27 protein-coding genes are annotated in these 26542 nt (G+C 44.8%); 8 read left to right on the forward strand and 19 right to left on the reverse strand.

The window, feature by feature from the left end:
* Positions 1-2: 2 nt before the first annotated feature.
* The 4 genes from MSSIT_RS17880 to MSSIT_RS17895 all read right to left on the reverse strand — a co-directional run bounded on the left by MSSIT_RS17880 (position 3) and on the right by MSSIT_RS17895 (position 5431).
* Positions 3-1193 carry a glycoside hydrolase family 57 protein gene (locus tag MSSIT_RS17880; RefSeq protein WP_048173843.1) on the reverse strand — a complete coding sequence of 397 codons (1191 nt, stop codon included), beginning with the start codon at positions 1191-1193 and terminating at the stop codon, positions 3-5.
* A complete protein-coding gene (locus MSSIT_RS17885) occupies positions 1190-2326 on the reverse strand; it encodes a glycoside hydrolase family 57 protein (RefSeq protein WP_048173844.1) in 1137 nt (378 codons plus the stop codon). The genes MSSIT_RS17880 and MSSIT_RS17885 overlap by 4 nt, the downstream gene beginning before the upstream one ends.
* Before the next feature lie 241 nt (positions 2327-2567).
* Positions 2568-4715 carry a phosphoribosylformylglycinamidine synthase subunit PurL gene (purL, locus tag MSSIT_RS17890; protein WP_048173845.1) on the reverse strand — a complete coding sequence of 716 codons (2148 nt, stop codon included), beginning with the start codon at positions 4713-4715 and terminating at the stop codon, positions 2568-2570.
* A 476-nt stretch (positions 4716-5191) separates the two neighbouring features.
* A complete protein-coding gene (locus tag MSSIT_RS17895; RefSeq protein ID WP_048173846.1) occupies positions 5192-5431 on the reverse strand; it encodes a transcriptional regulator in 240 nt (79 codons plus the stop codon).
* A 474-nt stretch (positions 5432-5905) separates the two neighbouring features.
* Between MSSIT_RS17895 and yciH the strand changes: the two genes are divergently transcribed.
* From yciH to MSSIT_RS17910, 3 genes are all read left to right on the forward strand, one after another.
* Entirely contained in the window at positions 5906-6214 is a 309-nt protein-coding gene (gene yciH / locus MSSIT_RS17900; protein WP_011023951.1) for a stress response translation initiation inhibitor YciH, read from the forward strand.
* A gap of 210 nt (positions 6215-6424) precedes the next feature.
* A complete protein-coding gene (locus MSSIT_RS17905; protein ID WP_048173847.1) occupies positions 6425-6790 on the forward strand; it encodes a transcriptional regulator in 366 nt (121 codons plus the stop codon).
* The gene (locus tag MSSIT_RS17910; RefSeq protein WP_048173848.1) at positions 6787-8013 is read left to right on the forward strand and encodes an Nre family DNA repair protein; all 1227 of its coding nucleotides are present in this window, start codon (positions 6787-6789) and stop codon (positions 8011-8013) included. Before MSSIT_RS17905 ends, MSSIT_RS17910 begins: the two co-directional genes overlap by 4 nt.
* Before the next feature lie 161 nt (positions 8014-8174).
* On the opposite strand, the gene purC is transcribed toward MSSIT_RS17910, so the two are convergent.
* Positions 8175-8888 carry a phosphoribosylaminoimidazolesuccinocarboxamide synthase gene (purC, locus tag MSSIT_RS17915; RefSeq protein WP_048173849.1) on the reverse strand — a complete coding sequence of 238 codons (714 nt, stop codon included), beginning with the start codon at positions 8886-8888 and terminating at the stop codon, positions 8175-8177.
* 495 nt (positions 8889-9383) lie between these two features.
* Here purC and MSSIT_RS17920 point away from each other — a divergent pair, with 495 nt between their 5' ends.
* The 4 genes from MSSIT_RS17920 to MSSIT_RS17945 all read left to right on the forward strand — a co-directional run bounded on the left by MSSIT_RS17920 (position 9384) and on the right by MSSIT_RS17945 (position 14579).
* The gene (locus MSSIT_RS17920; protein ID WP_048173850.1) at positions 9384-10670 is read left to right on the forward strand and encodes an ATP-binding protein; all 1287 of its coding nucleotides are present in this window, start codon (positions 9384-9386) and stop codon (positions 10668-10670) included.
* A complete protein-coding gene (locus MSSIT_RS17925; protein ID WP_048173851.1) occupies positions 10667-11407 on the forward strand; it encodes an MBL fold metallo-hydrolase in 741 nt (246 codons plus the stop codon). The genes MSSIT_RS17920 and MSSIT_RS17925 overlap by 4 nt, the downstream gene beginning before the upstream one ends.
* Before the next feature lie 522 nt (positions 11408-11929).
* Positions 11930-13318: a deoxyribodipyrimidine photo-lyase gene (locus tag MSSIT_RS17935; RefSeq protein WP_048173853.1), complete on the forward strand. Its 1389-nt coding sequence runs from the start codon at positions 11930-11932 to the stop codon at positions 13316-13318.
* A gap of 1027 nt (positions 13319-14345) precedes the next feature.
* Positions 14346-14579, forward strand: a complete 234-nt coding sequence (locus MSSIT_RS17945) for a DUF378 domain-containing protein (RefSeq protein ID WP_048173855.1) — start codon at positions 14346-14348, stop codon at positions 14577-14579.
* A 291-nt stretch (positions 14580-14870) separates the two neighbouring features.
* Here the strand turns inward: MSSIT_RS17945 and MSSIT_RS17950 are convergent, their stop codons facing one another.
* Both MSSIT_RS17950 and MSSIT_RS17955 read right to left on the reverse strand, forming a co-directional pair.
* Positions 14871-15353 carry a peroxiredoxin gene (locus MSSIT_RS17950; RefSeq protein ID WP_048173856.1) on the reverse strand — a complete coding sequence of 161 codons (483 nt, stop codon included), beginning with the start codon at positions 15351-15353 and terminating at the stop codon, positions 14871-14873.
* A 153-nt stretch (positions 15354-15506) separates the two neighbouring features.
* Positions 15507-16487: a hypothetical protein gene (locus tag MSSIT_RS17955; RefSeq protein ID WP_231589979.1), complete on the reverse strand. Its 981-nt coding sequence runs from the start codon at positions 16485-16487 to the stop codon at positions 15507-15509.
* A 187-nt stretch (positions 16488-16674) separates the two neighbouring features.
* Here MSSIT_RS17955 and MSSIT_RS17960 point away from each other — a divergent pair, with 187 nt between their 5' ends.
* The gene (locus MSSIT_RS17960; RefSeq protein WP_048173858.1) at positions 16675-17004 is read left to right on the forward strand and encodes a pyrimidine dimer DNA glycosylase/endonuclease V; all 330 of its coding nucleotides are present in this window, start codon (positions 16675-16677) and stop codon (positions 17002-17004) included.
* 70 nt (positions 17005-17074) lie between these two features.
* On the opposite strand, the gene MSSIT_RS17965 is transcribed toward MSSIT_RS17960, so the two are convergent.
* From MSSIT_RS17965 to MSSIT_RS18020, 12 genes are all read right to left on the reverse strand, one after another.
* Entirely contained in the window at positions 17075-18067 is a 993-nt protein-coding gene (locus tag MSSIT_RS17965; protein ID WP_048173859.1) for a radical SAM protein, read from the reverse strand.
* A gap of 117 nt (positions 18068-18184) precedes the next feature.
* Positions 18185-18352: a hypothetical protein gene (locus MSSIT_RS25075; protein WP_231589981.1), complete on the reverse strand. Its 168-nt coding sequence runs from the start codon at positions 18350-18352 to the stop codon at positions 18185-18187.
* Positions 18353-18481: 129 nt separating this feature from the next.
* Complete coding sequence (locus MSSIT_RS23720; RefSeq protein WP_197080297.1) at positions 18482-18604, reverse strand: type II toxin-antitoxin system HicB family antitoxin; 123 nt, start codon at positions 18602-18604, stop codon at positions 18482-18484.
* A gap of 261 nt (positions 18605-18865) precedes the next feature.
* Positions 18866-19180, reverse strand: coding sequence for a 50S ribosomal protein P1 (rpl12p, locus tag MSSIT_RS17980; protein ID WP_048173861.1), 315 nt, complete (start codon positions 19178-19180; stop codon positions 18866-18868).
* A gap of 43 nt (positions 19181-19223) precedes the next feature.
* A complete protein-coding gene (locus MSSIT_RS17985; protein ID WP_048173862.1) occupies positions 19224-20270 on the reverse strand; it encodes a 50S ribosomal protein L10 in 1047 nt (348 codons plus the stop codon).
* On the reverse strand, positions 20271-20912 hold the full coding sequence (locus tag MSSIT_RS17990; RefSeq protein ID WP_048173863.1) for a 50S ribosomal protein L1: 642 nt from the start codon (positions 20910-20912) through the stop codon (positions 20271-20273).
* A 231-nt stretch (positions 20913-21143) separates the two neighbouring features.
* Positions 21144-21629 carry a 50S ribosomal protein L11 gene (locus MSSIT_RS17995; RefSeq protein WP_048173864.1) on the reverse strand — a complete coding sequence of 162 codons (486 nt, stop codon included), beginning with the start codon at positions 21627-21629 and terminating at the stop codon, positions 21144-21146.
* Positions 21630-21739: 110 nt separating this feature from the next.
* On the reverse strand, positions 21740-22198 hold the full coding sequence (locus MSSIT_RS18000) for a transcription elongation factor Spt5 (protein WP_048173865.1): 459 nt from the start codon (positions 22196-22198) through the stop codon (positions 21740-21742).
* Entirely contained in the window at positions 22195-22410 is a 216-nt protein-coding gene (locus MSSIT_RS18005) for a protein translocase SEC61 complex subunit gamma (protein WP_048129861.1), read from the reverse strand. The genes MSSIT_RS18000 and MSSIT_RS18005 overlap by 4 nt, the downstream gene beginning before the upstream one ends.
* A 421-nt stretch (positions 22411-22831) precedes the next feature.
* Complete coding sequence (gene ftsZ / locus MSSIT_RS18010) at positions 22832-23956, reverse strand: cell division protein FtsZ (protein WP_048173866.1); 1125 nt, start codon at positions 23954-23956, stop codon at positions 22832-22834.
* A gap of 514 nt (positions 23957-24470) precedes the next feature.
* Positions 24471-25061, reverse strand: coding sequence for an endonuclease dU (locus MSSIT_RS18015; RefSeq protein ID WP_048175058.1), 591 nt, complete (start codon positions 25059-25061; stop codon positions 24471-24473).
* Positions 25062-25194: 133 nt separating this feature from the next.
* Positions 25195-26493 (reverse strand): proteasome-activating nucleotidase, encoded by a 1299-nt coding sequence (locus MSSIT_RS18020; protein ID WP_048173867.1) that lies wholly within the window; start codon positions 26491-26493, stop codon positions 25195-25197.
* Positions 26494-26542 lie beyond the last annotated feature (49 nt).

Here is a 26542-nt window from a genome sequence, read left to right on the forward strand (position 1 = left end):
AGTCATTGCGTTAAGCTCCTGAATACACGAGCCTTGAAGTCCATGAGTACTGCCATAAAGTTTACTGCTGCCTCGAAGGGGGTAGAGTGGACGCTGAAATAAGAATGTACGTCTCCATCCCCGAGCCACTTGGTGCACATATAGTAATAGTGGTCCGAAGTCAACAGGTGCTTCCATATACGCAGGATTTCGGGGTCTCCTGTTTTTTTCACAAAAGGCTCAAGCAATTTTATTTCCTCAAAACAACGCCGTTGCATATCGTTTCCAAGCCAGGCGCTGGTATCGCGTTCCATATCAGCCCAGGAAATCGTGGAAAAGTCTCCTATATCGATCTCAGCTACAGGGGAATATTTTAGGGCAATCTCTGAAGGAGTGCTGAATTCCATGCCATTTTTGAGGACTTCTTCAGGTAGTTTTTCCAGGAAGTCAAAAATTCCGGTTTCTTCCCACTGGTGTTCTCCGAAAGTTTCGTAGTCCATAAAGATATTGATGAAATCCTCCTTAACCCCCGAAGCCCACGAAGCCCATTTTTCCGCAGTGAGGGGATAACCTTCCCACCATCTTGCTGAGAACCGGTAACCAATATCGTCGCTCAGCTTATAGTTCCTGAAGAGAATGGGAAGTCCCGAACCCTTTGCCCTGTAGAGTACGTTCGGAGACCTGCCATCAAGCATGTGGTCTGCGCCTTCCGTAAGGATCGCACTGTACCCAAGCTCTGAAGCGATTTTTGCGATAGAGTTATTGTAAAGAAGTTCGGTGTTCCGGAAGACCTGAGGTTTGACTCCGAGGAGGTCGTAAACTATTTTTCGGTGTTCCTTCACCTCCTCAATAAACTCGGTTTTGTCTTCAAAAAGACTTGAAAGAGAGTGGTAGAAGGTCTCGTCCAGAAACTCTACAGCCCCTGTTTTTGCAAGTTCGCGAAAACTCTCCAGCACCTCTTCACCCCAGAGTTTGCATTGTTCAAGCAGTGTGCCGGTAATCGAAAGGGAAAATCTGAACTCTCCTTTATGCTCGTCAATGGAGTCCAGAAGAACTCTGTTTGCAGGGGTGTAACATTTACGGGATACCCTTTCAAAGATCTCCTTGTTGCTTCTTTCATCGAAATAGCGGAAAAAGCCAGACCTGTCATCAGGCCAGAACCTGCGCAGCCTGAAAGGCTGATGCACCTGGAAATACATGCAAACAGAGGTCATACCCTTTCCTCCAAAACGGCTCTTCTTAAATCCGAGAGAATGGAATAGTAGTTCACAGCCCTTTCATACCCTTCCCGGGTGTTTTCGGGACCCATTGAAAACAGGATTTCACTCTGCTGGAGGTAGCCAAAAACCTGCTTCAGTTTCTGGTAGTTCGGTTTTTCTTTAATTTCCGCAAGTTCTTCCCCAATCCTCACCAGCTCCCGGAGATAAAGCTGCTGGGCATGGTTTCCGATAGCGTTGTGCATACCATAACGAATGGTCTGTTCGGTCCCGAGGGTAGGAAGTTTCACAGGACTGAACCTGTTTACTGCTTCCGAAGGGGTAATCATTTCAATTCCCCGGCTCTTAAGAGTTTCCGGAAAAGTCCGTATGAAATCGGCTATCATACTTTTATTCCTGTGGTGAAGGCAGAGGCTTGTATAATTTAAATAAAGAGTAAGAATATCCCCTTCTATGCCTGCAATCCAGTCTGCAAACTTATCCGGGATCAAAGGATAACCTTCCCAACTTTTTTCCGAAAAACGCAGTTCAAGGTCTTCACTGAGGTTTATATGCCTTAAAAGGGTAGGGAGTCCGTTTTCAAAAACTCGGACAGGATCGCATCCATCCATAATGTTTCTCGACCCTTCGGCGATAAGGCACCTGAAACCCATATCAGCAAGTATGCTATCCACTCTTTCGGTGTAAAGAAGTTCGGTGTTCACAAAAGTCACGGGGTTTACTCCCAGCAGTTCCCTGAGCATTTCACTGTAAACCATTACTTCCTCCCTGAACCCGGAGAGATCGGGATAAAGGGCACTCAGAGAATGATAACAGCAACCCCCCGTAAACTCTACCTTCTTACTCTCCGCAAGTTCCCTGATAGATTCAAGAAGTTCAGGGTCCCACCTGCACTGTTCAAGGAAAGGTCCTGAAAGGTCAAAAGCATAGCTCCCCCCCCTTTCAATGGATTCCAGAAAAAAGTCATTAAGGCGCAGAAGTTCCCGGCCTGTTTTCAAGAGCCTTGAAAAAATGTGGTTCCGATCAAAATACCGGTCCATTTCAGGCACTCCGGAAAAACCCTCTACAGGCCAATACCACTTCGGACTGTAAGGCAGATGCACTCCCAAACACATGCATACGGCTTTCATAACGGAATACTGTTGTGCGGAAACCTACTAAAAACTATTGTTTCACTCAGCCTTTTACCTAATAGCGAATTATTACAACGTTCAAAGAAACCTGTTCCAGATTAAATAGGAATCACGCTTCTGATCCCGAAAAATGAATATCTCAGTATTCCCTCCCTGCGCCGCAACGGGTTGGAGTCCACCTGCCTGCCAGATAAAAACGACTTACAAGCCAGTACAGCAATCAAGAGGGATGAAGGAATCATCCCATCATGAAACGAGTAAGGCTGCCGTAAGCTTCTGCCATTTCTTTTAGGGAAAGGGAAAGCTCGAAGTTCTTGCCTTTGATTTCAAGAGTCTCACCGCCAACATTTCCGATTACCACATAGGGCATGCCTTCAAGAATTTCCTGCACGGCTTCGGGTTCGGAGCTTACAAGCAGGGCCCTTCCCGGACCTTCTGAGAACAGGAGTTCGTCTGCCTGTATTTCTCCTGCAACTTTCCCGAGGTCTACTTTTGCACCCATGTTCCTGCACATCCTTGCAAGCCCTGCCCCAAGTCCTCCGAGAGAGAGATCATGTGCGGAGCTCAGCTTTCCACTTTTAACAGCTTTAATTATGGTTTTTATAAGTTCAGGAGCATTCTCCGGGACTGCCGGGACCTTTCCGGCGTTTTCGGACTCCATACAGGCGTAGTATTCGGAGCCTCCCATTTCAGGAATTGTCTCTCCTACAAGGATAATGCTGTCTCCGGCTTTTGCAAAGAAACCTGAAGGGAGAGGAGTTTCTAGGTCAACTTTTCCTATCATGCCTATCGAGGAGGTGGGGGGGATTGCGGTCTTAAACTCGTCACTCTCGTTATAGAGAGAAACATTTCCTCCGACGACCGGGATTGAAAACTTTCTGGCTTCGTCTCCAAGCCCAAGTACGGCATTTTTGAACTGAGAGTATGTTTCAGGACGCTCAGGGTTTCCGAAGTTAAGGCAATTTACGATTGCCAGCGGTTCTGCCCCTTTTACTGCAAGATTCATGGCGTTTTCGATAATTGCGGTCTTTCCCCCGGTGTAGGGGTCAAGCAGGGTGACTCTGGGCTGGCAGCCGCAGGTAAGTGCGATTCCTTTTGAATCGGTTATCCTGAGCACACCGGAGTCTTCCCCGGGCTTGACAACGGTCCTGAGCTGGACCTCATGGTCATATTGCCTGTAGATCCATTCCTTTGAGGCAATATTGTGGGAAGACAGGACTTTCAGGAAAGCAGCTTTCAGGTCTTCGGGAGCTTCCGGCTTCTTGCCTTCTTCCCTCTGCGTGGGGACTTCTGAGGTCTGCTCACAGGCAGGGGCGCCTCCCGTCAGAAAAGCTATTGGGATGTCCGCGACGATTTCCCCTCTGAACTCAACGGCATATGTGGGCTCTTCCGTAAGGTATCCGACCACAGCCCCGTTCAGGTCATACTTCCGGACCAGAGCAAGGACTGCATCGACATCCTCAGGAGCTACTTCAAAGAGCATGCGTTCCTGGGACTCGGCAAGCAGGATTTCGTAGGCATTCATATTGGGTTCGCGCTGCGGGACCGCATCTGTAATTATACGGGCTCCAAGGCCTCCTTTTGCAGCCAGTTCCGAGCTTGCGCCCCCAAGCCCGGCAGCCCCGAGATCCTTGCAGGACTTTACATAGCCTTTTTCTATGGCTTCAAGGGTCATTTCCATGACAAGCTTTTCGGTGTAGGGGTCTCCTACCTGAACACTCGGGCGGTCTTCGGCTTCAGCGGACTCGGATAGGTCTCTGGAAGCAAAGGAAGCGCCTCCTAATCCGTCTTTTCCGGTGCTTGAACCTGCAAGAATGAGCTTGTTTCCGGCTTTCTGGGATCGGGCTGTAGTAATATTTTCTTCCTTGCAGAGCCCGACTGCAACAACATTTACCAGCGGGTTTCCGCTGTATCGGCGGTCAAAAAAGGTCTCGCCGTTTACCACGGGCACTCCTATACAATTCCCGTACCCTGCGATTCCTTTAATGATCTGCTCAAAAAGGAAAAGGTTTTTCGGGGTGTCCAGAGGCCCGAAATAGAGGGGGTCCATAAGAGCTATCGGACGAGCTCCCATAGATATAATATCCCTCACGATTCCTCCAACCCCGGTAGCTGCCCCGTTGTAGGGGTCTACGTATGAAGGGTGGTTGTGGCTTTCCATGCCTATGGCAAGCACATATCCTTCTTCGAATTTAAGAATTGCAGCATCGTCTCCGGGACCGATAAGGACGTTTTCGCCCGTGCTTGTGAAAGTTTTAAGGAGAGGGGCGCTTGAGCGGTAGGAGCAGTGTTCGCTCCACAAATTTAAAAAACAGCCCTGTTCTACAAGGGTAGGCTCTCTCCCAAGTTCTTTTTGAATAATCTTCAGATCTTCTTCAGGTAACATTGCCTTGCCTCTGATTCTTAAGCCTCATTTAAATGCCGAAGCTCTAATTTCTTTTGTAACTTCCCTAAAATTTCAGGGTTTCCAATATAGCGATTTTTCAATATAACGATAATAGATTATGCGCACATAAAGGGACAGGGATTAGATAAATATTTCTTTAAGCCAGAGAAAAAAATATTTATCCGGAACAAGCATCTGCAAACGCTTTGCCCGCAGATTTCCCGGATTTTCGAGAATAAAATCCGGAAAGAAGGTAAGAAGTGAGAAGAGATTTAAAAAATCGAGAGCATGAAAAAGAAGGGATTGAAGAAGATATCAGAAGAAAGGAAGAATTTAAGAAAATTCAGAATACATATTCTTCAAATTAACGGATATAATGAAGAAGAATGCAGAAAATCTGAAAAGTAACCAGCTTTAAAAAATGAAATTTGAAACTAAAAAAGTAGAAAATTGAATATAGAAATTAGATTTAGAAGTTAGATTTGCTGAACCATTTTTTCTACCTTAATTCCGGTTTCGGTTAGGAAGTAAACATTTTCTTTTTTTGCAATTAGCTTTTTTTCTTCCAGTTCCTCAAGAGTTTTTGCTATGGTAGGATATACCACCCGAAGAGTTTTAGAGATACGCTTTCCTTCCATTTCCCCTTTAGAGGAGAGCAGAGAGAGCACTTTTTGCCTTACGCTGTTCCCGTTCACAAAACCTATTAACTCGTTCATATGGTACCTCCCTATATGTTTGATCTCTGAATATTATACAGACATGTTTATATATCTAAAGTGTATAAATACCTAATCATATAGGTTATATAAAAAGATGGGGTTCAAGCTATATTTAGCTTTTTGATAGCTGAAAAATGCTTTTTCCGGCAAAAACACAATTTTAGGGGTTTATTCTTCAGGATACGAATCTGGTTTTTCCGGAGATTTTATTTCTTGAAGCTAAGACCGGGAGATTTCCGGTCTCCCTGTGAGACTATTTACTGCAAATACGAAAAGCAAAGAAATACGAAGATCTGGTTGGCTTTTTATATTATTGGAGATTTCAGTTTATGACTGAAATTCAGTATAAAGTGCCTTAAAAATACCATTAGGCTTTAATACCATCATTGATAAGTACTTTATATCTATTTAGTTATTTTCGGATGTAAATTACATATACAATGATTACAAATTTGGAGGACATACTAACAAATGAGCAGCGGAATGTGCCCGGTATGCGGGCTTCCAAAAGAACTTTGCATTTGCGAAGAGGTTGCAAAAGAGCAACAGAGAATTACTGTGAAAGTAAACAGAAGGAGATATGGAAAAGAAGTCACTGTTGTAGAAGGTTTCGATGCAAGTGAAATTGACCTTCATGAACTTTCCACATATCTTAAATCAAAATTTGCATGCGGCGGTACAGTAAAAGGAAACACTGTAGAACTTCAGGGCAACCACCTGGCCCGCATGAAAGAAGTCCTCATGGAAAAGGGTTTCTCTGCTGAACAAATTAAAAATTAAACTCCGAACCCGTCCCCCAACGGAAAAAATAGCCTGAGAACAGGAGTATCAGCCTATAGACTCAGATTCGGAGTTGTACGTATCTTTTTGACAGTTTTTCGATAGCATGCATCTTCTTCCAGCAGATATATGGCTGGAAGACGAATTCCTGCTCGGAAATCGTACAAAAAATGCGTTATATATATTTATCCTTGCAAGTGTTGGTCTCCAATGAAAACAACATGCGAAATAATGGTACAGAAAGTCTTGCCTGCAATCAGAGCTGAGCTTTCAAGGGTGATGATTTTTGAGCATGGATGCACCCAGCAGGATGTAGCGGATATCCTTGAGCTTTCGAGAGCTGCGGTATCCCAGTATGTGAGTGAAAAACGCGGAGCTGAAGTTGATTTTTCAGAGGAGACCCAGAATGAAATTAGAAAATTTGCATCAGTACTCTTAAACGGCGGTTTATCCTCTCAGGAAAAAGTAAATGGTATGTGCAGTATTTGCTGTTTTGTCCAGAAGTCTGGCTGGCTATACAAAAATGAGCCTGAAGCTAAAGCCTGTATCATCTGCAAGGATATGAACGAGAAGTGAAAGACTCACTGTGCATAAAATGCAAGGGAAAAGGACTTTGCGGGCGCCCCCACTGTCCAATTTTAGAGAAGTTCAGGTCCCTGCAATCAATTTCTCCTGCAATTTCAGGAGATTCCGTATTTGGGGCATCTCCCCCAGCTCTTTTTGTAGGAAGCTACGGTCACCCCAGGGTTTCGGCAGGCCCCTTGATCCCTCCTTTAGCAAAGGAAAACGAAGCTTTGCTTTTAGAAGAACCTTCAGCCTGGGGAAACATGAAGATAGAAGACGTCATTTCCATGCGTTCCCGTATGGTCAGGGCAAACACGAGCCTGCATGTAAAAGATGCACGGAGCAAAGAAAATCCTCTTCTTGTAAAAGCCCAGGAACTGGCGCTTTCTAAAAAGCCAGTGGATACCGAGGCCTGGTTTTTTAAAGCCCCCAAACAGGAACTCAAATTCGATGCAGTCCTGACACCTATGGGCCCTTCAGGACTTATGAAAAACTTTGAGCTGGCCGAAAATCCGGATGTCCCTAAAAAAGTGGATTACCTGGTCTATGATACCGATGCCCTCGCAAAAGATGCTGTTACCGAACTATTAAAAAGTGACGTTTCCACGGAACATATCACCCGTCTTTTTTCCATAGGTCTGCTCGGAAAAGAGCGTAAAATAGTGCCTACCCGCTGGTCTATCACAGCCGTGGACGATATGGCAGGAAAGGAACTTGCAGACCGCATAAAGGATTTTCCCTGGGTTTCTGACATCAGGCTTTTCAGCGGGACGCATTTCGGAAACCATTTTGAAGTCCTTATCCTTCCAAGGGCTTATTCCTTTGAACTTATTGAAATCTGGCTCCCAAAAACTGTCTGGTCCGGGGAATCAAGCTGGATAGGAGAGGACAGTGAAGGGCTTGACGGAAAGAAAGGGTACTCCCCTCTGGCAGGAGGATATTATGCAGCAAGGCTTCCCGTACTTGAGTACCTGACAGAAATCAAGAGGCAGGCTTCAGTCTTTGTGCTGAGGGAAATTACTCCCGATTACTGGGCTCCTCTCGGAGTCTGGGTGGTCCGGGAGGGTATGAGAAATGCACTTCAAAATCCCCCAGGAACCTTCGAATCCCTGGAAGCAGCGGTTTCGGACCTTGCAGGCCGGGTGAAAACTCCAAAAATAGAATGGATAAAGCAGGCAAAGATGCTTTCTGATTTTCGGTTCCAGAAAACGCTCGATTCTTTTTTCAGTCTCTAAGGATTCAAAGCTAAAATAGAGCACTGAAATTGAGCAGTTAGGAAAATAGGGAGGTAAAAAAGAAGCCCCACCCTATATTTAAAACCTATAAACAGGACCTTGAAAGCCCTTTTTGAATTATTCAAGTTTCCAGGTCCGGTTTAGGTTAGATTTATTAAGGCTTATTCAAAAATCTCGGGCACAATGCGCCGGGCAACTTCTTCATAAGCTTTGGAAATGTCACCTTTGTCAAACCTGAAAACGTCTTTATCCATGGACTGCCCGGTTTTCTTGTCCCAGAAACGGCAGGTGTCACAGGAGATCTCGTCGGCAAGGATTATTTCCCCGTCCCTTCTTCCGAACTCAAGCTTGAAATCGGGGAGCAGGATTCCCTTCTCGTCAAGGTAAGGTACAAGTAGCTCATTGATCCTGAGCGCAAGTTTCCGGAGGGCAGCAAGTTCTTCGCGGGTTGCGACACCAAGCGCAACCGCGATGTCGTCATTTAGCATAGGATCTCCGTAATCATCGCTTTTGAAATCAAAAACGAGAACAGGGGACTTGAAGATAGTACCTTCTTTCATCGGATATTTTTTTGTAATGGAGCCCGCGGCAATGTTTCTGACAATAACCTCGATCTTTATGATTTCAACTTTCTTTACAAGCATCTCAATGTTAGAAAGCATGCTGACAAAATGCGTATTTATCCCGCTGCCTCCCAGCATTTCAAATACCTTTTTAGAGATCTGGGCATTGTAGTAACCCTTCTTTTCCATCTCGCCTTTTTTCTCCCCGTTGAACGCGGTCAGGCTGTTTCGGAATTCGGCGATTAAGGTGTCGGGATTATCTGTAGCATAGATGGTCTTTGCTTTCCCTGAATAGAGCTGTTCTCTTTTCATGCAGTAGTCCTCTCTAGGGATAATTCTGGATTTCCTTAGATAGAGAGATTTTCCGGAAATATTACCCCGGAACAATAGTAAATTTAATATATGAGGTCTCTAATAACGCCTTGGCATTTCAGAAGCGGATATGGAATGTGTACCGGAACTGGATTGCTTTATGGGAATGATCGAATCACTTCCCAAATATACTCCCTGAAACTCGAGACGTTTGCAGATTTGTAGATATTTTTTCTGAGATTATACTCTCGATTTCATGAAGAGACGGAGTAAATGATAAAGCCCTTCTGATAGATAAAGTTATCATCTCCTGCCGGTGTTCTGCCCTTCAACAAGATCTGTCGCCTGCTTCGTAAATTATATCTTTGAAGAAAATCAATTAATATTTTTAGCAACTTAAACAAAGAATTAAGAAAATTACTTAAGATAATTACGGTAATTGATCGCCCACCGCATACTAATGGGCTCACCTCAATACGTAACGGGTAAAAAAACATGTCAGGGATTATACTAGACATAGTAGAGCTGCTTTTGACCGCAGAGATCTATAACCGCTATCCAGAACTGGACGTGAACGACCTTCCCAAGAATATTCGGAAAAGTTACTGGAGCAGCACAGAAAAAACAGTTCCCAAACCCATAATAGCTTCATTTGTAAGGCTCGAAAAACTATATGGGGTTAAAGATATCGAAAAAAGTGTAAGGAATGTACCTTTCATAAGCGTCGATAGGGCTCACTTTGAACTCCGCCTGAGTGCATTTGAACTTGCCGCAGAATGGTTTGAAAAACAGGAAGGTTCCCAGGAGAAAATTGAAAATAATCCTGTCCTTGCTTATTATTTCGGAGAAGTCAGAAAGGTTGAGGCTGCAAACTATGCCGCTGCAAAAGCAAAGATCAGGCCGAAGGAAGTCGACAGGGAATGGATCGAATCCCTGATATCCGAAATCAGGAAAGAGGACAAAAGCGAAGAGATGCTCAAGCTCGTTGTCATTATCGCTCCTGAAGACGTCAAACAGAAAGTCAAGGATCTTGTGCTTACAGAAGAGCAGAAGGACGAAATTGAAAAAATTATGAAAGCTATCCAGCACAGGGAATACCTGCGGGAAATCGGACTGCATGATATAGGAAAACTCCTGTTTGTAGGACCGCCGGGCACCGGAAAGACATCAGTTGCCCGTGCCCTTTCCGAACAGCTCTCCATACCTTTTGTAGAGGTCAAGCTCTCGATGATTACGGATCAGTACCTCGGAGAGACCGCAAAAAACATAGACCGGGTTTTTTTGCTTGCCAAAAAACTGAATCCGTGTATTCTTTTCATAGACGAACTGGACTTTGTTGCAAAAGCCAGGACTTCAGACGAAAACGCCGCAATCAAGAGGGCGGTTAATACGCTCCTGAAAGCTATAGACGAAATCAGCCTGGTAGAACATGGAGTCCTCCTGATTGCTGCAACAAACCACCCCAGAATGCTTGACAGTGCCGCATGGAGACGTTTTGACGAAATAGTTCATTTCCCTCTGCCTGACCTTGATATGCGCAAAAATATCCTGGACATTGTGACCCGGCATATAGAGGGAGACCTCGATACGAAAGAGATTGCGGAATTAACCGAAGGTTATTCGGGTTCCGACCTGCGCATGGTTATTAGGGAGGCTGTCCTGAGCGCCCTTCTGGAAGAACGCAAGGTACTCACCCAGGAGGACCTGCTGGAAGCCGTAAAGTCTTTTGATGAAAGGGCAAACCTCAAATCCGATGAATACAGAGGGAAGAATTTTTCATGAGGCTAACGCTGCTCGGGACCGGAGACGCTGTCGGGACTCCGAAAATTGGCTGCAACTGCCCGGCATGTGAAGACGCCCGTAAAGGTGGAAAGAGCCAGCGTCTTCGTTATTCAATCCTCGTGGAATCCAACCGGGGCAAAATTCTCATTGATACCAGCCCGGACCTCAGGCAGCAATTCCTCAGGCAAAGACTTTCGGGTATAGACGGGGTTATCTGGACACATGGACATTACGACCACTACGCGGGCTTCGGAGAGTTTTACAGGGTTCAGCATAAAGTTGACGTCTATGGAATTCAAGAAACCCTGGATTACATAGACCGGTATGTTTCTTTCCTGAACCCCAGGTACCACTATGTAAAACTCTATGAGCCTTTTGAATTGATCGGGCTTGAATTCACTCTTTTTAAGGTATCCCACCCTCCGGTAGAAACCCCTGCAGGAGTTGTTATCCTTGAAGGGGATACCAAGGTTGTGGTCACGAGTGATACGAACACGGAAATCCCTGAAAAAAGCCTGGAGTATATGAAAGACCCTGATCTTCTTATTGCAGATGCCATTGTTCCTCCGCATATCCACATTAAAAAGCACATGAATTCGGAAGAAGCCATGGCACTTGCTCAAAAGCTCAACGCAAAAGAAGTCATTCTGACCCATCTCAGCCACTTATTCCGCCCGCACCACATCGAATCAATGTTTTTACCCCTGGGGTATGACGGACAGGTCTTTGAGTTTTAAGCTCTCTTAAGTTTGGGCGGTCCCGTATTAATCTGATGTTATTCAGACATCTGAAACCGGGATCTTTTGTTTTTTGATTCTACTTCTTACAGGGCTGAACTTTTCTCTTCTGCAACGCAAAAAAGGAACAGGCGAATTTAGATCTTGACCAGGGGCATCTCATTAAAATTCATAGATAAATATCGTCGCCTCCGCCAGCTTGTCTGGCGGCCCTTCACAAAAAGCAGAAAAAGCGGATTTGAAAGAGAAATAAGATCAAAATTTCTGCCTTTTGATCTGCTGTTCTTTTTTACACTCACAAGCATCTCAGAAGCTTTTGATTGCTAGCATGTTGTTTTTAAGTTAGTCTTCTTGAGCGTACGGGACAGAGATATTGTAATTTAGTCTGCTTGAGCGGAGCGAAACAGACCTCGTGCTCCCGAAGCGAAACTCGGGTGCCGAAACAGAACTCGGGCGGGGCAGAATTTCCATTTTCATTATTCTAATGTTAGTTCTATATATCCTGGAACTCCAAAACTGCATATGAACCCTAAACGCATCCGGACTCTCAAACCGGGGAAATCAGGAGACGGGTCTGTTGCTTACTGGATGAGCCGCGACCAGAGGGTTGAGGACAACTGGGCCCTGCTCTTTGCACGGGCAATAGCACAGGAGACGAATGTCCCTGTAGTTGTGGTTTTCTGTCTGACTGAAGGGTTTCTGGGAGCTGGGAGAAGACATTATGAATTCATGCTCAAAGGTCTGCAGGAACTTGAGGGAGCCCTTTCCCGGAGAAAGATTCCCTTCTACTTTCTACGAGGAGACGCGGGGCAAAAAATCCCTGAGTTTGTAAAAGAGTATGATGTAGGGACTCTAATTACTGATTTCAGTCCGCTTCGCATAAAGGCTGAATGGGTAGAGAAAATTATTCCTGAAATCGAAATTCCGTTTTTTGAGGTTGATGCCCACAATGTGGTGCCCTGCTGGGAAGCTTCTCCAAAACAGGAGTATGCGGCGCATACTTTTCGTCCGAAACTCTATGGGCACCTCTCCGAATTTCTGGAGGAATTTCCGGAACTTGAGCCAAACTCAGAATCTTTGAAAATCCGATCAGGGACCGGTATGCCGGGAATTTTATCCCGGGCACAGGAAACCGGAATAAAAGCCCTGCTTCCGGAGGAAATCTCCGACAAAAATAAGGATTTGCTCTTTGAGCCCGATAATTTCGAACCCGGAGAAAAAGCTGCTAGGAAGGTAATGGAGAGTTTTCTTGCAGAGCGGCTTGATTCTTACAACACGTTGCGTAACGACCCTACAAAGAACGTACTCTCAAACCTTTCCCCTTACCTTCATTTCGGGCAAATCTCAGCGCAAAGTGTGGTGCTTCAAGTGGAAAAAGCAAAAAATGACCCAGAATCAAAGAAAGATTTCCTGGACGAGATCCTTGTATGGAAAGAGATTGCGGACAACTTCTGTTATTACAACCCCGAATATGATAGCTCTGAGAGTTTTCCCGACTGGGCAAAGAAGTCCCTGAATGCCCACCGGAATGACCGGAGAAAGTATATTTACACCCTTGAGGAGTTCGAGGCCGCAAAGACGCATGATCCACTCTGGAATGCAAGCCAGATTGAACTGCTCCGTACCGGGAAGATGCACAGCTATATGCGGATGTACTGGGCAAAAAAGATTCTTGAATGGAGCGAATCTCCCGAAAAAGCCCTTGAAATTGCAATCTGCCTGAACGACAGGTATGAGCTGGACGGAAGGGACCCCAATGGTTATGCCGGAATTGCCTGGAGTATCGGAGGCGTCCATGACCGAGCCTGGAAGGAAAGAGAAGTAACAGGAAAAATCCGATATATGAGTTATGAGGGCTGCAAAAGAAAATTCGACGTCAAATTATATATTGAAAAATATTCAGCTCTGTAGAAGCCCTCAATATTATCCAGATAATTTTTACCGATTTTTTGTTAATATTGTATACGGAGATTTTAACTCCTATCGATATTTATACAGGGTTACCAAAGCTAAAATTTGGGTTTTCCCCGGAAGATTAAGGTGTTTCACCTACTCCCGGATACGGAACTTAAAATATACCTATTTCTGTAGAGAGACTGGGCTTTAAACCTACCAATCAGCAGGTAAAAATAATCGTATTGAAGCATTAAGTTAATATTTATCTTGTTGTTTTTATTTTAGGACAAGAATTTATAAGGTGTACAAGCATGAATCGGCATTATTTTTCTCTGGATAATTACTACAAGTATTTCATAGGACTTGATGGTATTATACTTCCTTTCTTACTAATAAAGAGTTATCCAGAGGTCGTTAATTTAGCAACAAAAACGAGTTTTCTTATTATGTTAGTAGGAACATTTTGTGTGTTAATTGATAACTGGAACCGAAAATCAATAGCATACAGGTTATACGTTGAACTATATGAAAGTGAATATCAAGCAAATTCGGACTATAAAGCTGGAAAAGTATTTGTGAACTTAATTTTTTATGTAATTTCCATATATTTAGTATCCGGGATGTTTGGAGCCCTCTGACACTCGCTCCTAACACTCGCCTGCAGGCTTCATGAGGGGGCAATTTACCCCGGGCTTGAGGGTGCCAACCCACCAGATTCAACAAGAATGCAGGCACAGCAGATACTATTTATTAAGACAGAATTGAAACCCAACGCTGATATTTATAATATCCGGTTAGAAAAGAACCTTAACAATCAAAGTTGCCCTAGCGCACCCCACAGAAGCTATCAGGTATTCAACTAAAATAAAAATTCCTTTTTTAAAATAACTAATTATTATTTTATTTTTTATTTTCTTCTATAAGGCTCCAATTTTAAAATTAGTCACATATAAATACAAGTACATCCAATTTAAATATTGGGATTTATATATTTCTCCCATCATGGAATAACGGGAAATAAAGTAAAAGGGGAGTGATACTTATGGCAGTAAGGAATCCAGTAGACTTGATCGCCCTTATACTTGTTATAGTGGGCGGATTAAACTGGGGGCTTGTCGGACTCTTTGAGTATAACCTTGTAGATGCTATTTTCGGGGTAGGAAGTACTCTTTCGAGGATTATCTACATAATTGTCGGGCTTGCAGCACTTTATATGATCTATTTCACTGTAAGAGCCGAAACATATCAGACTCATGAGACCGCAGTACGTCACTAAGTAAAAAAGATCGGAAAAGCTCCTTTCCAGTATAGTACTTTGAAAGAGCCTTAACCAGCTATAATTATTTTAAAAGGCTGGATGATATAAAAATAAGATAAGGTTATTTTTTCTTTTTAAATAATCTATTTTTATTTTTTTAGTTTGTTCTGTTTAAATAGTCTATTCTTATTTTTTCTATCTTTATTTTAACCTAATTTTTCGATAATAACTAAATCTCAGGTTCACAATTATCAACAAATTTTGATACAGGTAATATTACTGAAATTTACTTTACAATTTATTTTCATTTCACATTTCTTTCAATTTTTTCAGTTCCGAAAGTACTTTTTCGGCATGTCCCGCAGCTTTAACGTTATCCCAGACCTTTACAATTATTCCTTCCTGGTTGATAAGAAAAGTTGTCCGGACAGCGCTTATAACATCCTTGCCCCTGAAGTGTTTAGGGTGCAGAACATCGTATTTTCCGTGGACTTCTGCCTGCTCATCAGAAAGCAGTTTTATTTTGAGTTCTTTCTTTTCCATAAATTTCCTGTGAGATTCCTCACTATCCCTGCTGACTCCCAGGATCACCGCATTTTCAGCTTCGAAATATTTTTTCAGGCAGCTGAAATTTTTAGCTTCCAGGCTGCAGCCCGGAGTGTTATCCCTCGGATAAAAGTATAGGACTACCCATTTACCTCTGAAGTTTTCAAGGCAGGTCCGGTTCCCTTCCTGGTCTGGAAGGCAAAAATCAGGTGCAGACTGCCCTGATTCCAGTGAAGTATTTTCCATATATTTTCCCCCGGTAAGCCAGTGCCGCTTATATGCGGTTACTAAATAAATTTATAAAAGTTATAGAACCTAATCTGCTTTACAGGTTATATTTTCTATGCATTATTATTCGTATCTTAGTTATATTATAGCTTTTGCACCCACGCCCTCATTTCAGTTTTTTTCCCTCCAGAGCAGAACCGCCGCTTCAAACGCCAGAACAGGCCCCATAAACCAGCCTGCCCAGAGTAGAAGCCCCGCAAGCCCGAGCCCAAAAAAGTAAAACTGTTTCCGTGTCGATTTTATGCCGTACCTTCCATCTTTCAGACTAAGAATAAGGGCTGTAAGTCCAAGCCCGATACCGACAAGAGCCAGAAATACCGTAATGATTACTTCAGGAGAATACGAGCTTCTGCTTAGTGAAAAAAGCATCTGGAATATGGAGGATAAACCTGTGCCCAGAAAGAAAAGTCCTGCGAACAAGCCTGACCAGCGTGCCGGATTGAACCCGGATGCAGCTTCTTTTTTAAGTGAAATTACCAGAATCCCGGTTGCAAGCGTTAATCCCAGCGGAAAGAAAATAAAAGGCAGGCTCTGTCCTTCCCAGAGATAGGTTTTGATCTGGGTCAGAGGAATTAACAGCCACTCAAGAAGGGAAAATTTTTCCTGGTATCCCAGAATAACCCCATAATTGCCTCCCCCCTCAATAGAACTCACTGCCACATAGTATGTGCCGCTTTCAGGGGCCTGGAGGTCTGCCCGAGCAAGGGAGTAGAAAGCAGCCGGAGTAAAGCCTTCGTATGTTGCGCTTTCAGGCATCTCTCCCGAAAAGACCTTTGCCCCGTATCCTTCGGGCAATTCTAAAGTATCCGGTAATTTTCCTTTATCAGCAAGCTCGGGACCCATCAGGATCAGGTCCGGAGTATGATCTTGGCTTTCCCCCCCTACAGGAACAATCAGTCCGAGTAAGATTCTTTCTCCTTTTTCTATCTTAAAACTGTAGAACTGAACATCTTCATCTGAAAGCTGTCCGTAAAGGACTCTGGACTTTGCAGGGTTTTCGACGGAAGTTGCGGTTTCAGGGCTTTTGCCTCCCTCTCCAAAGGTAGGAACATGAGCGAACACAGGGATAAGCAAAAAACACATTCCCGCCATAAAAATAAATATCAAGGCAGAAGATCTTGAGATCCACCGTTTCATAGACTGGATTTTTCACCTGCTACCAGTAAATAGGTATCGGAATATAGAATCAGAAACAGTCACCTGAACACAATAAGTTCAGGCTTAAAAAACTAAAAAATTCTGCCGAAAAACCTTTCTGAAATGTGTTCAAGTTTATCATATGAGAATCTGGGACATCCCTCCTGAGAATATGTGCAGGCAGCACCTTCTGGGAGAACACCGCGAATTGCACGCCCTGTGGTCAATAATTACCAATAACAAGAAAGCTTATGCCCACCACCCCGAGACCCTGAGATGGAAAGGGAAATTAAAAGCCCTCTACCTGAGGCACGAGGCTCTTGTGGAAGAAATGGGAAGAAGAGGATACAATCACCATACCCCACTGGACCCTGCTCTTGCGACAGGAAAAGCTGTGCAGGACGAGTTTGTTGACTCTTATGAAAAACAGGTCAGAATCCTCAAGGAAAGAGGATGTGAATGCCGGGTCTGAACGGAAGTTTCCAGAAAATATCCGATTTCCTGTGATCCCGAAGCAGAACTCTGGAGGCACAACTCTGCCGTTACATCCACTCGTAATGCATCAAAACTTCCGGGTTAAATCCCTGCATCAAGCTATTTTCCGTATATCCGAAAAAAAGGCAGCTTTCACAGTTCTCTACAATTTTTTTCCTGCGCTCCGTGGAATTATTCCACACCTTCTCAAATCCGTCCGTCATGACGTTTCCGAGCGGTTCATGCTGCACCCGGCAGGTTTCGGCTGTACCGTCATAGGTAACGTTGATGATTACGCTGCTTGCCCGGCATTTGTAGTCCATGTTTCCGTCCCTGACCATGCCGAGGTAGGTCTTTGAGTTGATGACGGGATAGCCTTCTTTTTTAAGTTCGATTATCCTGTCCACGACGCTGCGGAATTTTTCTTTGTCGCGGATTCCGATCTCGTTCCAGATTTCCTCGCTGATGCCCGGAAACTCGTGGACGGGTTCGAATGAAATTTTTACGCCCAGCTTTTTTGCAAGCAGAATAAGGGTTTCAATGTCATCAAGGTTTTTCCCTGTGAGCACGCAGTTCATCAGGATCGGGTTTTTCTGTTTCTGGAGTTTTCTGACCTCAATAGCCTTTTTCAGGCCTTTCAGAAGGGTTTCGAAATCCATCCGCCGGATTTCTTTGTAGCTTTCAACCCCATCCACGGAAACCGACAGGAAGTCCACGTCCTCAAGCTCTTCCACTCTCTCGTAAAGCAGCTTTCCGTTCGTGACCATGGAGGTGACCAGCCCGAGTTTCTTTGCGTGAGCCATTATCAGGGGCAGGTCTTTTCTGAGTAGAGGTTCCGTTGTCCAGGCGTTATAAACGCCGATCCCGAATTTTTTCGCATCATCCAGAAGCCTGAATACCTCGTCTCTTGAGGGTTCTGTTCCGGTCTCTTTCCAGTATTCGCAGAACTTGCAACGCATATTGCAGTTAGCATTTACGCCGTGAGATAGGACAAAAGGACGCTTTTTTATCCTTATCTGCCAGAGGGCTTTTGAAGCAAGGATGGGGTCAAATCGGGACATGGCAATCGCGTTTTGTTTTTCTACAAAAGAAAATCCAAATAAAATGGAAGGGATTTGAAAGGATTTATCTCATTTTTATGTAATCTTCTACTGTGAATATCAAGGTCATTTAAGATTTTACGAGTCAAACTCTTGGCAGGTTTTTGCCGGGATACACTGGGGTATTGTTGTCGTACTTCCGTTGGAGTGTTGCCATACGATGACTCCCTCTTTGCCGAACCATCTCAAAATCCAGTTTGAAGGCGATTTTACACATTTCTTCCCCTGGATGAGCGGCATTTTCATTGGGAATCACATCAATTTTAAGCCTCGATTTCAATTTCCCGAATCCCCTGGAACTTAATGGGCGGCAAAGATTCGTTTTTTGATTTTAAGAGTTACAGATGGGCTAAGATGGCTCTCGGATGTTCTCCATTAACTCGTCAGGTGCATCTCCATAGCTATGCACCCTTTCAGTTCGGGAACAGTTCCGATGTAGATCCCATCTTCGTCTTTTTCGATTAGCACGACAAATTTTTGTTTTGTCATATTGACCATGCCATACTCTCTAGTTTATTCTATAAATAGGTAGACATGGTTTTGAAGACGGGTCTGAAATCTGCGGGATAGTATAGTGTTGAATTCCAGCGGTTAACTGTAGAACACGAGTTGAACATAATGTAAATTGAAGATATTAAGGGGGTTAAAAAATAGTCCCTAATGGATTTCAACGACTATTTTAATGTACAATAATTATTACACAGTTTCTAAATCCAAAAAAAAAGTTGCCCGCCCTGAGGCAGGCTGTTGGTATTGAAATTATCCGAAAAGGGCGCCGAGACCGGCCATTCCGTCTTCTTCGGCATGATCCTCTTCTTCCTCTTCCTCTTCCTCAGCAGGAGCTTCTACTTCTGCTGCTGCGGCTGCTGCGGGTGCGGCTGCTGCAGCAGGGGCTGCGAATGCTGCCTTGGCGATTGCATCTTCGATGTCCACGCCTTCAAGGGCTGCAACAAGGGCCTTTGCCCTGGCTTCGTTCACTTCGATACCGGCTGCCTGAAGAACGGCAGTGATTGCTTCTTCGGTAACTGCTTTGCCAGCGTTGTGCAATAAGAGAGCTGCATATATGTATTCCATCGTTAATCACCTAACTTTATATTAGCGTAAATTGTAAATCTGTTTATCCGAAAAGGGCACCGAGGCCGGCCATTCCGTCTTCTTCGGCATGATCCTCTTCTTCCTCTTCAGGTTCTTCTTCCTTCTTTACTTCTTCTTCTGCTGCTGGAGCTGCTGCGGCTGCACTTGCGGCTGCACTTGCGGCTGCTCCGAGAACTTCCCTAAGGTCGTCATCCACGGCATTTGCGTCTTTGTCTGCGGCTTCGGATGCAACGGCTGTCATCTGGACATGTGCTTTTGCCAGCAGAGCATCCATAACTCCCGGTTCAAGGATAACAGAATTGACACCAAGGTTCTTTGCTTCTGCACTGGCTTTTGCCAGCAGGGTGCTAATTGTTGCACTTGTCGGGTATGCGGTGTTGACCGATAGATTGAAAGCATTCTGAGCTGCCCTGATTATGTCAGAGAAATACTTGCTTTCGTCAACTGCAAGGAGTCCCGGCTCATAAATTGTCCCGTCATCGTAGGCGGCTCTAAGGTCAAGCCCTACTATGAGTGGGTAAATCTCCAGCTTTGAAAGCATTGTGGCGAGCTTCTGCGGGACTACCTCGCCTGCTTTACAGACAACCTTTGTTTCCTTAACTGCGACTTTTCCGGCATCGATAGAAGCGGGAATTCCTGCGCTCTGGAGTTCACCCAGAATAGGCCCGGGTGGGAAACTGGTGGGCCCCTTCTGGACAGTTATATCCGCAGGAGCTATTGCACCTCCCCTGATCGGAGAAGGTGTTTTTGTCTGCTCGAGAAGTTTGTAAAGCTTGAAGGGACTTTCATTGGTAAATATCAGAGCGGTCTGCTTGTTAAGGTACCTGTTCATCTCGGGAATAGTTTCCCCAAGCTGGTTTAACGCCCGCTCTGTGAGGGTGTTCCTGGAGACTTTGAGCACCGCAACGTCCTTAAGGTCCCGGCGAATCTTCTGGATTTTGGTTGCGAGGATGCCTTCGATCCCGACCATCCCGAAAACCTTATGGGACTGGATGAGTTCCTTAATGTTTTCGATTTCATCCTTTTTCCACTGCGGGATGTGCTCGGTGTGATGCCTTTCTTCTGCCATTTACACCACCCTCTCTGATTTTCCCATGGTTGTCGTGACATAGACCGTCCTGAGGTTGTGCTTGCCCTTATCAAGGACACGCTCAAGTCTACCAACAATGGTTTCAACATTCTCGGCAAGGTCTTCAGGATTCATGTTCCTTCTGCCAACAGCCACATGGAAGGTAAGTCTGTCTTTTGACCTGAGCTTGACCGCATTCTGCTTGCTCTGGATCAGTTCACCGACATCCTTGTTCGGCATGAGCGGGATAGGCATCTTACCTCTGGGTCCCAGCACAATACCAAGGTTCTTACCGATGATCGGCATGAACTGAGTTTCTGCGATAAAAAGGTCACATTCGTTTGCAAGAACTCGGGCTCTGTTTTTGTCAGCTGCCAGCTCTTCAAGCTCAACGTCAGAAATAACATACGCAGCACCGGCAGCCTTTGCCTTCAGGCCAACATCACCTTTTGCAAAAACGCCGATCTTCAGCTCTTTTCCGAGCCCGTGCGGAAGAATTACTTCTTCATCGACTCTGTTCTTTGGTTGGTTCATGTCAAGGTTCTTTAAGTTAATCGCCAGATCTACGCTTTCCGAGAAATTGCGTTTTGGCGAATCCTCAACGACTTTCTTGACAGCTTCCAGTATAGTCTTTTCTACCATCTTGTTCCTCCCCGTAGTGTTTGAACTTTATGTCCAGACAGCCGTTCCGGCTTACTACGGTGGTCGTAGGGGCTCCCCTCCTGGGTCTGTTACTTCTAACACTAAGCCACCAATAACTTGAACTATTCTAGTAGAACACTGTTCAAGGCTCTTGTGCTATTAGTGGTATCCAATTTAAAACTATTGGTGTGTAGACAAGGTCACGGACTGAAAGGTAAGGGAAAATAAGGCTTACCATGCCTCGCCTGCAAGCAAGTCGTCAAATTTGCCTTCGTCGAGTGCCTTCTGGCATTCCTTAGCTTCCATTCCCTCTACGTTCACGCCCATCGGGACACAGGAGCCTATTACTTCTTTCATTGCGGCTTTGAGGTCATAAGATAGCACGTCTTCCTTTTTCATACGGGCAACTTTTGCTACCTGCGGGATTGTAAGATTTCCAACGACCTCGCTTCCTGCATTTCCTGACCCTTTCTGGATCCCCAGCTCTTTCATGACCAGAGATGCGGTAGGAGGGGTGCCTACTTCGATCTCGACATTTTTCTTGTCGTCAACAATTACTTTCACAGGGACCTGCATTCCATTGTAGTCCCTTGTTTTTTCGTTGATCTTTTCGACCACTTCTTTTATGTTGACCCCGAGCGGACCAAGTGCCGGACCTAATGGTGGTCCGGGATTCGCTTTGCCTCCGGGGACAAGTGCTTCAACAATACTTGTCATCTGAGTCTCACCGGTTTTAATAAGTATGAATTTTGCAGATTTGTCTCAATCCACTGAGTACTGGTGATTTTTGTTATTAATAAGCTGGAATTTTCCCACTGATTTCTGGCTTATTCGTTTTCTTTTTTGAGTATCCTTACGGTATCGCCGCGAATCGTAATGGGGATCGGAACCACAGCATCGAAGAGTTCCACCGTAATTTCCTCATGCCCTTCGTCAACCCTTTTAACCCTGGCTTTTTCTCCCTTAAAGGGTCCGGAGGTAACCTCAATTATAGCCCCTTCCTTGATACCGGTCACTATTGGCTTGGGCTTAAGGAAGTGTTCGATTTCAGCAATTGAAGAACTCCCTTTCACAAGGGCTCTTGCATGTGGAATTGTCTGAATTGCCAGCTCCACGATTCCGGATTTGGGGGCCTCGACAAGGACATATCCTTTGAGCTCGTCAGGAGCCAGGATTGCCCTGATGTCCAGTTTTTCCTTCTTTGCGATCCTGGAAAGAGTCATTGCAACTGACCTTTCCTGGTTTGCCGTGGTTTTGATTACGAATATCTGGGAATCCTCACTCATTGGGCCACCCACTGGGGCAACATTGTCAGCAGTACGTAAATAATAAATCCAATTGCTCCCACAGCCAGAATGCCGGCACCTGCAACTTTGGCAATGGTCAAGAACTCTTCCCTGGACGGTTTTTTCGTAAGTTTCAGGACCCTCAGGTGTGCCCGGATTGCCTGACCAACGCTTTTTGTGGTTATATTCGGTTCAAATGTGGATTCTACCAATTAATTCACATCCAGGTTTTTATATACATATTCATATCTGGAGTTTTGCCCGTATCTATTCTTCTGTATGCTGCATCTCCGACATTTGCTTCTCAATCGCAGAATATCGGATTTACTGTTTTGAAAGGACGGGCGGATTATATTATTAATTCCTATTATATGAAGATATCACTGACACGGTCTTTAACACATCATAAAATTTAGACGCAGGATTCTCGCTTACATAAAAACCCTAATCGTGTCAGTAAAAAATTTTCATTTTTGGTGCCGAATTGTATCGGCACCATACTGCATTTACCATAAAAATAGTTTTCGATTGGATTTATATTTCTACGTTCCTTCTTTTCCAATAAGAAGAGGAAAACAGTATTTATCTCCAACCGAACGCCTGTATCCATTTTTGCTGTTTATTCCTGATTGATCACTCTACGAAGTCAATTCCGTATTTATATGTAATGTTCTTGTCGCTTCCATGACCGTAAATCTGGGCAGATGTAACGCCTGTAACCACGATCATGGTACGTACGGTCTGTTCCAACTCAGAGTCAACCTGGGCTCCCCAGATCAGGCGGGCATTGCTGTCTATGCGGTTGTAGACTTCCTGCACTACACTCTCGGCTTCCGAAATGGTCATGTCAGGGCCTCCAACCACATTAACGAGGGCAGAGGTCGCACCTGAGATATCTACATCAAGGAGTGGGCTGCGCAGGGCCTTTTGGACGGATTCGACAGCTTTGTTCTCACCGTCGGATTCTCCGAGTCCTATCATAGCAACGCCTCCGTTTTGCATGACAGTCCTTATATCGGCAAAGTCAAGGTTGACAAGTCCGGGCTTTGTGATCAGTTCGGTTATACCCTTTACTGCTCTCATAAGGACTTCGTCCGAGACTTTAAAGGCAGCTTGAAGCGGAAGTCTCGGGACAACTTCAATCAGCTTGTCATTGGGAACAACGATAACCGTGTCAGCAACATCTCTAAGCCTTTCGAGCCCGGCCTCGGCATTTGTCCTCCTTACGTGCCCTTCCACACTGAACGGAAGGGTTACGACTGCAATCGTAAGGGCTCCTGCATCCCTGGCTGCCTCAGCCACTATAGGGGCAGATCCTGTTCCGGTTCCTCCCCCAAGACCTGCGGTGATAAAGACCATATCCGAGCCCTGGACGATCTTGTTTATCTCATCTATACTCTCGATTGCAGCATCTTCTCCTATCTGGGGGAGGCTACCGGCTCCAAGTCCCCGGGTTTTCTTTTTCCCGATGAGAATTTTTTTGCCGGAGCGTATATGAAGAAGGTGCTGGGCATCAGTGTTCAGAGCAACAAGGTCTGCTCCCTGGATACCTTCGCCCATCATACGCTGGATGCTGTTCGAACCGCCACCTCCACAACCTACCACTTTGATGGTTGTTTTAAGGCTCCGCAGTATTTCTTCAAGTTCAGCATCCACTTCTAAGTTTTCATTAGAGTAATCTGAATTTGAGTATTCTCCCTGCCCGGCACGTCCTTCCAGGGCAGATCGAGCAAGGGCTTCTTCCACAATGGATCTCATGCTACTGTTTTCCTCCATATGCTGGGGTGATCATTTAACGGATTGTGTTAGAAATCATTATACTGTAACAAGGAACAAATTATTTTAATCATCACATATACAGTTACCAATTTAATAGTTTTCCTTTTCCAGTTTTTGAATTTATGCTGTGTATGTTTAATAATTTTATTAATGTTACTCTAGTCCTCTGTCTGATGTATTATATCCTTTGCTCTCGGGGGACTATCCGGTCGATTTCTAATTTTTTTCGCCATCTTCTTTAATTTCTTTGCCTCAAATGTATATTTTTTTATTTTTTATATTTTTTTGAGGCGGGTTCCTGTATTTTTATCTTTCCCTTTTTTCCGGATTTTTTTCTTCGTTTATCCCGATATCATGTCCTGCCCGGTGCATCTATATACTCCCTGAAGTTTCGGGGAGATAGGGGCTTTAGTTCGTTATTCTGCCGGATTTCTACTGGGGGTTGCTTCATGATACTCTCCCGGAATACTGGAAAAATCGGTTATGTTTTCAGTTATGCTTTTCCTCTTGATTCCCCGAAGATGATGCCTGTTGCAATTAGATGAGCAACCCTGAGAGGCTCCGGAATGTTACTTCTTATCGAAGTGAGACGGACTATCTTTTCTGCGCTTTTTATTCCGATCCCGGCTTTCTGGATGTAAATCGAAGTGCCGTTTTTTTCCGTGACCAGCTTTTCTATTTTTCCGGCTTTTTGTATAATTTCCCAGCGCAATTCTCCATCGGAGAAGTGCCTGAGGGCAGCCCTGATCTTTTCGAAATCCGGGTAAGCCCGCATGACCACAATAACAGGAAGTCCGGTTTCCCTGTAAAGCTCCTCTGTGTCGACCACGTTAAAGCCTCCGTAAGTGACCCCATCAAGCATGATGACCCTGAGCTGGCCGTAATGCCTGCTATTTTTTACCATCGTGCTTATCACTTCGGTGGCGTCAAGCCCGTCTCTTGTGATCTCCGAGCGCAGGACTCCGTCCATCCAGTCTCCCCCTCTGAAAACAGTTCCAACTATCATTACCTTCTCACTAAGGAGCGCAGAGTCATCTATGCCCAGAATTCGGATCTCGGGTTTGATATGAAAATCTGAATTCACAGGTATCTTTATGCAGGAATTACAAAAATAGTTTGCCGGTTTCCCATGAGATCTTTTTCCTAAGAACTCAAAGGGAAACAGGAGTTTTTCCGGTAAAAACAAGCGCTCTTAAAAGGCGAATCACCGGATTTCTTTACACGAACATTGTTGTCTCTGGAAGGTTGCCAGGCATCATCTTCTGCGTATCAGCAGCCATGGATACCTTCCCAACTGCTTCTAGGAAATCTTCCATCTCAACAAGGGCCTTATCTTTTCTGACCGCGAACATGCCTGCTTCTGTGGCAATTGCCTTCAGGTCTGCCCCACTCATCCCATCGGTAACTTTTGCAAGCTTTTTAAAGTCGATATCTCCCGCAAGAGTCATCCTTTCACAATGGATTTTGAGGATTTTTCCTCTGGCTTCTATTCCGGGCATCGGAACATGGACAAGCCTGTCAAAACGGCCCGGCCTGAGAATTGCAGGGTCCAGAACATCCGGTCTGTTTGTAGCTGCAATGATCCGAATGTTTTTCCTCTTGTCAAAACCATCCATTTCCGCAAGAAGCTGCATCAAAGTTCTTTGAACTTCTCTATCTGCGCCAGTCGTCTCGTTTAAGCGCCTTGCAGCTATTGAGTCCAGTTCATCGATAAATATGATACTGGGAGCTTTTTTCCTTGCCATCTCGAAGATTTCTCTTACCAGTTTGGAACCGTCCCCAATGTATTTCTGTACAAGTTCGGAACCAACAACTCTGATAAACGTAGCATTGGTCCTGTGGGCTACGGCTTTTGCGAGCAAGGTTTTGCCTGTTCCCGGGAGCCCATAGAGTAATACTCCCTTGGGTGGCTCAATTCCTATCCTGGCAAAGCGCTCAGGTTCGATTAGCGGAAGTTCGACTGCTTCCTGAAGTTCCTGAATCTGCTCATCGAGACCGCCGATCTGCTCATAATCAACTTCAATACTTTCAATTACTTCCATTGCAGCAACAAAAGGCTCTTCTGTTGAAGGAATAACCTCTGCAATGGCAAGTGTATGCTGGTTCAAGGCAACCTTTGCCCCTGGCAACAGTTTTTTCTCGTCAATATATTGTGAGACGTTAACCAGAAACTGAGGCCCGTTACTGCTACGGACGATTATACGATCATTCTTGATCACATCAATAACAGTACCAATGATCAGCGGAGAGGTCTTCATGCGATCGAGTTCCGACTGAAGCTTTCGTATTTCTCTCTCATACTTGATCTTCTGGTTCTCCAAATAGCGTTTTTCGGACTCTATCTGGCTGCACTGCTCTTCCAGAAAACTGTTGCGGCTTTCAAGTTGCCTCACTCGGTCCTGGACGCTTTCAGTTGACTCCCCCAGCTCTCCAGGCTCGATTCCGTCATACACAGATCCGGGCTTCACAAGGTGACTGCGCATGCTTTCATCCTTACTTTTGGTAATTTCCGTCATGGAGCTCCGAATAATATTTAAGTTCGTACCGTATATAGCGTTTTCGAAG

It is taken from the genome of Methanosarcina siciliae T4/M (assembly GCF_000970085.1).
Classification (GTDB): Archaea; Halobacteriota; Methanosarcinia; order Methanosarcinales; family Methanosarcinaceae; genus Methanosarcina; species Methanosarcina siciliae.

Excerpts from the sequence above, each read along its gene's own strand:
- MSSIT_RS17925 (WP_048173851.1), top strand. The coding sequence starts at position 10,667 with ATGAGGCTAACGCTGCTCGGGACCGGAGACGCTGTCGGGACTCCGAAA.
- yciH (WP_011023951.1), top strand. The coding sequence starts at position 5,906 with ATGAGCAGCGGAATGTGCCCGGTATGCGGGCTTCCAAAAGAACTTTGC.
- MSSIT_RS17885 (WP_048173844.1), bottom strand. The coding sequence starts at position 2,326 with ATGAAAGCCGTATGCATGTGTTTGGGAGTGCATCTGCCTTACAGTCCG.
- MSSIT_RS18020 (WP_048173867.1), bottom strand. The coding sequence starts at position 26,493 with ATGACGGAAATTACCAAAAGTAAGGATGAAAGCATGCGCAGTCACCTT.
- MSSIT_RS18000 (WP_048173865.1), bottom strand. The coding sequence starts at position 22,198 with ATGAGTGAGGATTCCCAGATATTCGTAATCAAAACCACGGCAAACCAG.
- MSSIT_RS17990 (WP_048173863.1), bottom strand. The coding sequence starts at position 20,912 with ATGGTAGAAAAGACTATACTGGAAGCTGTCAAGAAAGTCGTTGAGGAT.
- MSSIT_RS17945 (WP_048173855.1), top strand. The coding sequence starts at position 14,346 with ATGGCAGTAAGGAATCCAGTAGACTTGATCGCCCTTATACTTGTTATA.
- MSSIT_RS25075 (WP_231589981.1), bottom strand. The coding sequence starts at position 18,352 with ATGAAAATGCCGCTCATCCAGGGGAAGAAATGTGTAAAATCGCCTTCA.
- MSSIT_RS17880 (WP_048173843.1), bottom strand. The coding sequence starts at position 1,193 with ATGACCTCTGTTTGCATGTATTTCCAGGTGCATCAGCCTTTCAGGCTG.
- MSSIT_RS17995 (WP_048173864.1), bottom strand. The coding sequence starts at position 21,629 with ATGACAAGTATTGTTGAAGCACTTGTCCCCGGAGGCAAAGCGAATCCC.
- MSSIT_RS17965 (WP_048173859.1), bottom strand. The coding sequence starts at position 18,067 with ATGTCCCGATTTGACCCCATCCTTGCTTCAAAAGCCCTCTGGCAGATA.
- ftsZ (WP_048173866.1), bottom strand. The coding sequence starts at position 23,956 with ATGAGATCCATTGTGGAAGAAGCCCTTGCTCGATCTGCCCTGGAAGGA.
- MSSIT_RS17895 (WP_048173846.1), bottom strand. The coding sequence starts at position 5,431 with ATGAACGAGTTAATAGGTTTTGTGAACGGGAACAGCGTAAGGCAAAAA.
- MSSIT_RS17985 (WP_048173862.1), bottom strand. The coding sequence starts at position 20,270 with ATGGCAGAAGAAAGGCATCACACCGAGCACATCCCGCAGTGGAAAAAG.
- MSSIT_RS17950 (WP_048173856.1), bottom strand. The coding sequence starts at position 15,353 with ATGGAAAATACTTCACTGGAATCAGGGCAGTCTGCACCTGATTTTTGC.
- MSSIT_RS17905 (WP_048173847.1), top strand. The coding sequence starts at position 6,425 with ATGAAAACAACATGCGAAATAATGGTACAGAAAGTCTTGCCTGCAATC.
- MSSIT_RS17935 (WP_048173853.1), top strand. The coding sequence starts at position 11,930 with ATGAACCCTAAACGCATCCGGACTCTCAAACCGGGGAAATCAGGAGAC.
- MSSIT_RS17960 (WP_048173858.1), top strand. The coding sequence starts at position 16,675 with ATGAGAATCTGGGACATCCCTCCTGAGAATATGTGCAGGCAGCACCTT.
- rpl12p (WP_048173861.1), bottom strand. The coding sequence starts at position 19,180 with ATGGAATACATATATGCAGCTCTCTTATTGCACAACGCTGGCAAAGCA.
- MSSIT_RS17920 (WP_048173850.1), top strand. The coding sequence starts at position 9,384 with ATGTCAGGGATTATACTAGACATAGTAGAGCTGCTTTTGACCGCAGAG.
- MSSIT_RS23720 (WP_197080297.1), bottom strand. The coding sequence starts at position 18,604 with ATGGTCAATATGACAAAACAAAAATTTGTCGTGCTAATCGAAAAAGAC.
- MSSIT_RS17955 (WP_231589979.1), bottom strand. The coding sequence starts at position 16,487 with ATGGCGGGAATGTGTTTTTTGCTTATCCCTGTGTTCGCTCATGTTCCT.
- purL (WP_048173845.1), bottom strand. The coding sequence starts at position 4,715 with ATGTTACCTGAAGAAGATCTGAAGATTATTCAAAAAGAACTTGGGAGA.
- purC (WP_048173849.1), bottom strand. The coding sequence starts at position 8,888 with ATGAAAAGAGAACAGCTCTATTCAGGGAAAGCAAAGACCATCTATGCT.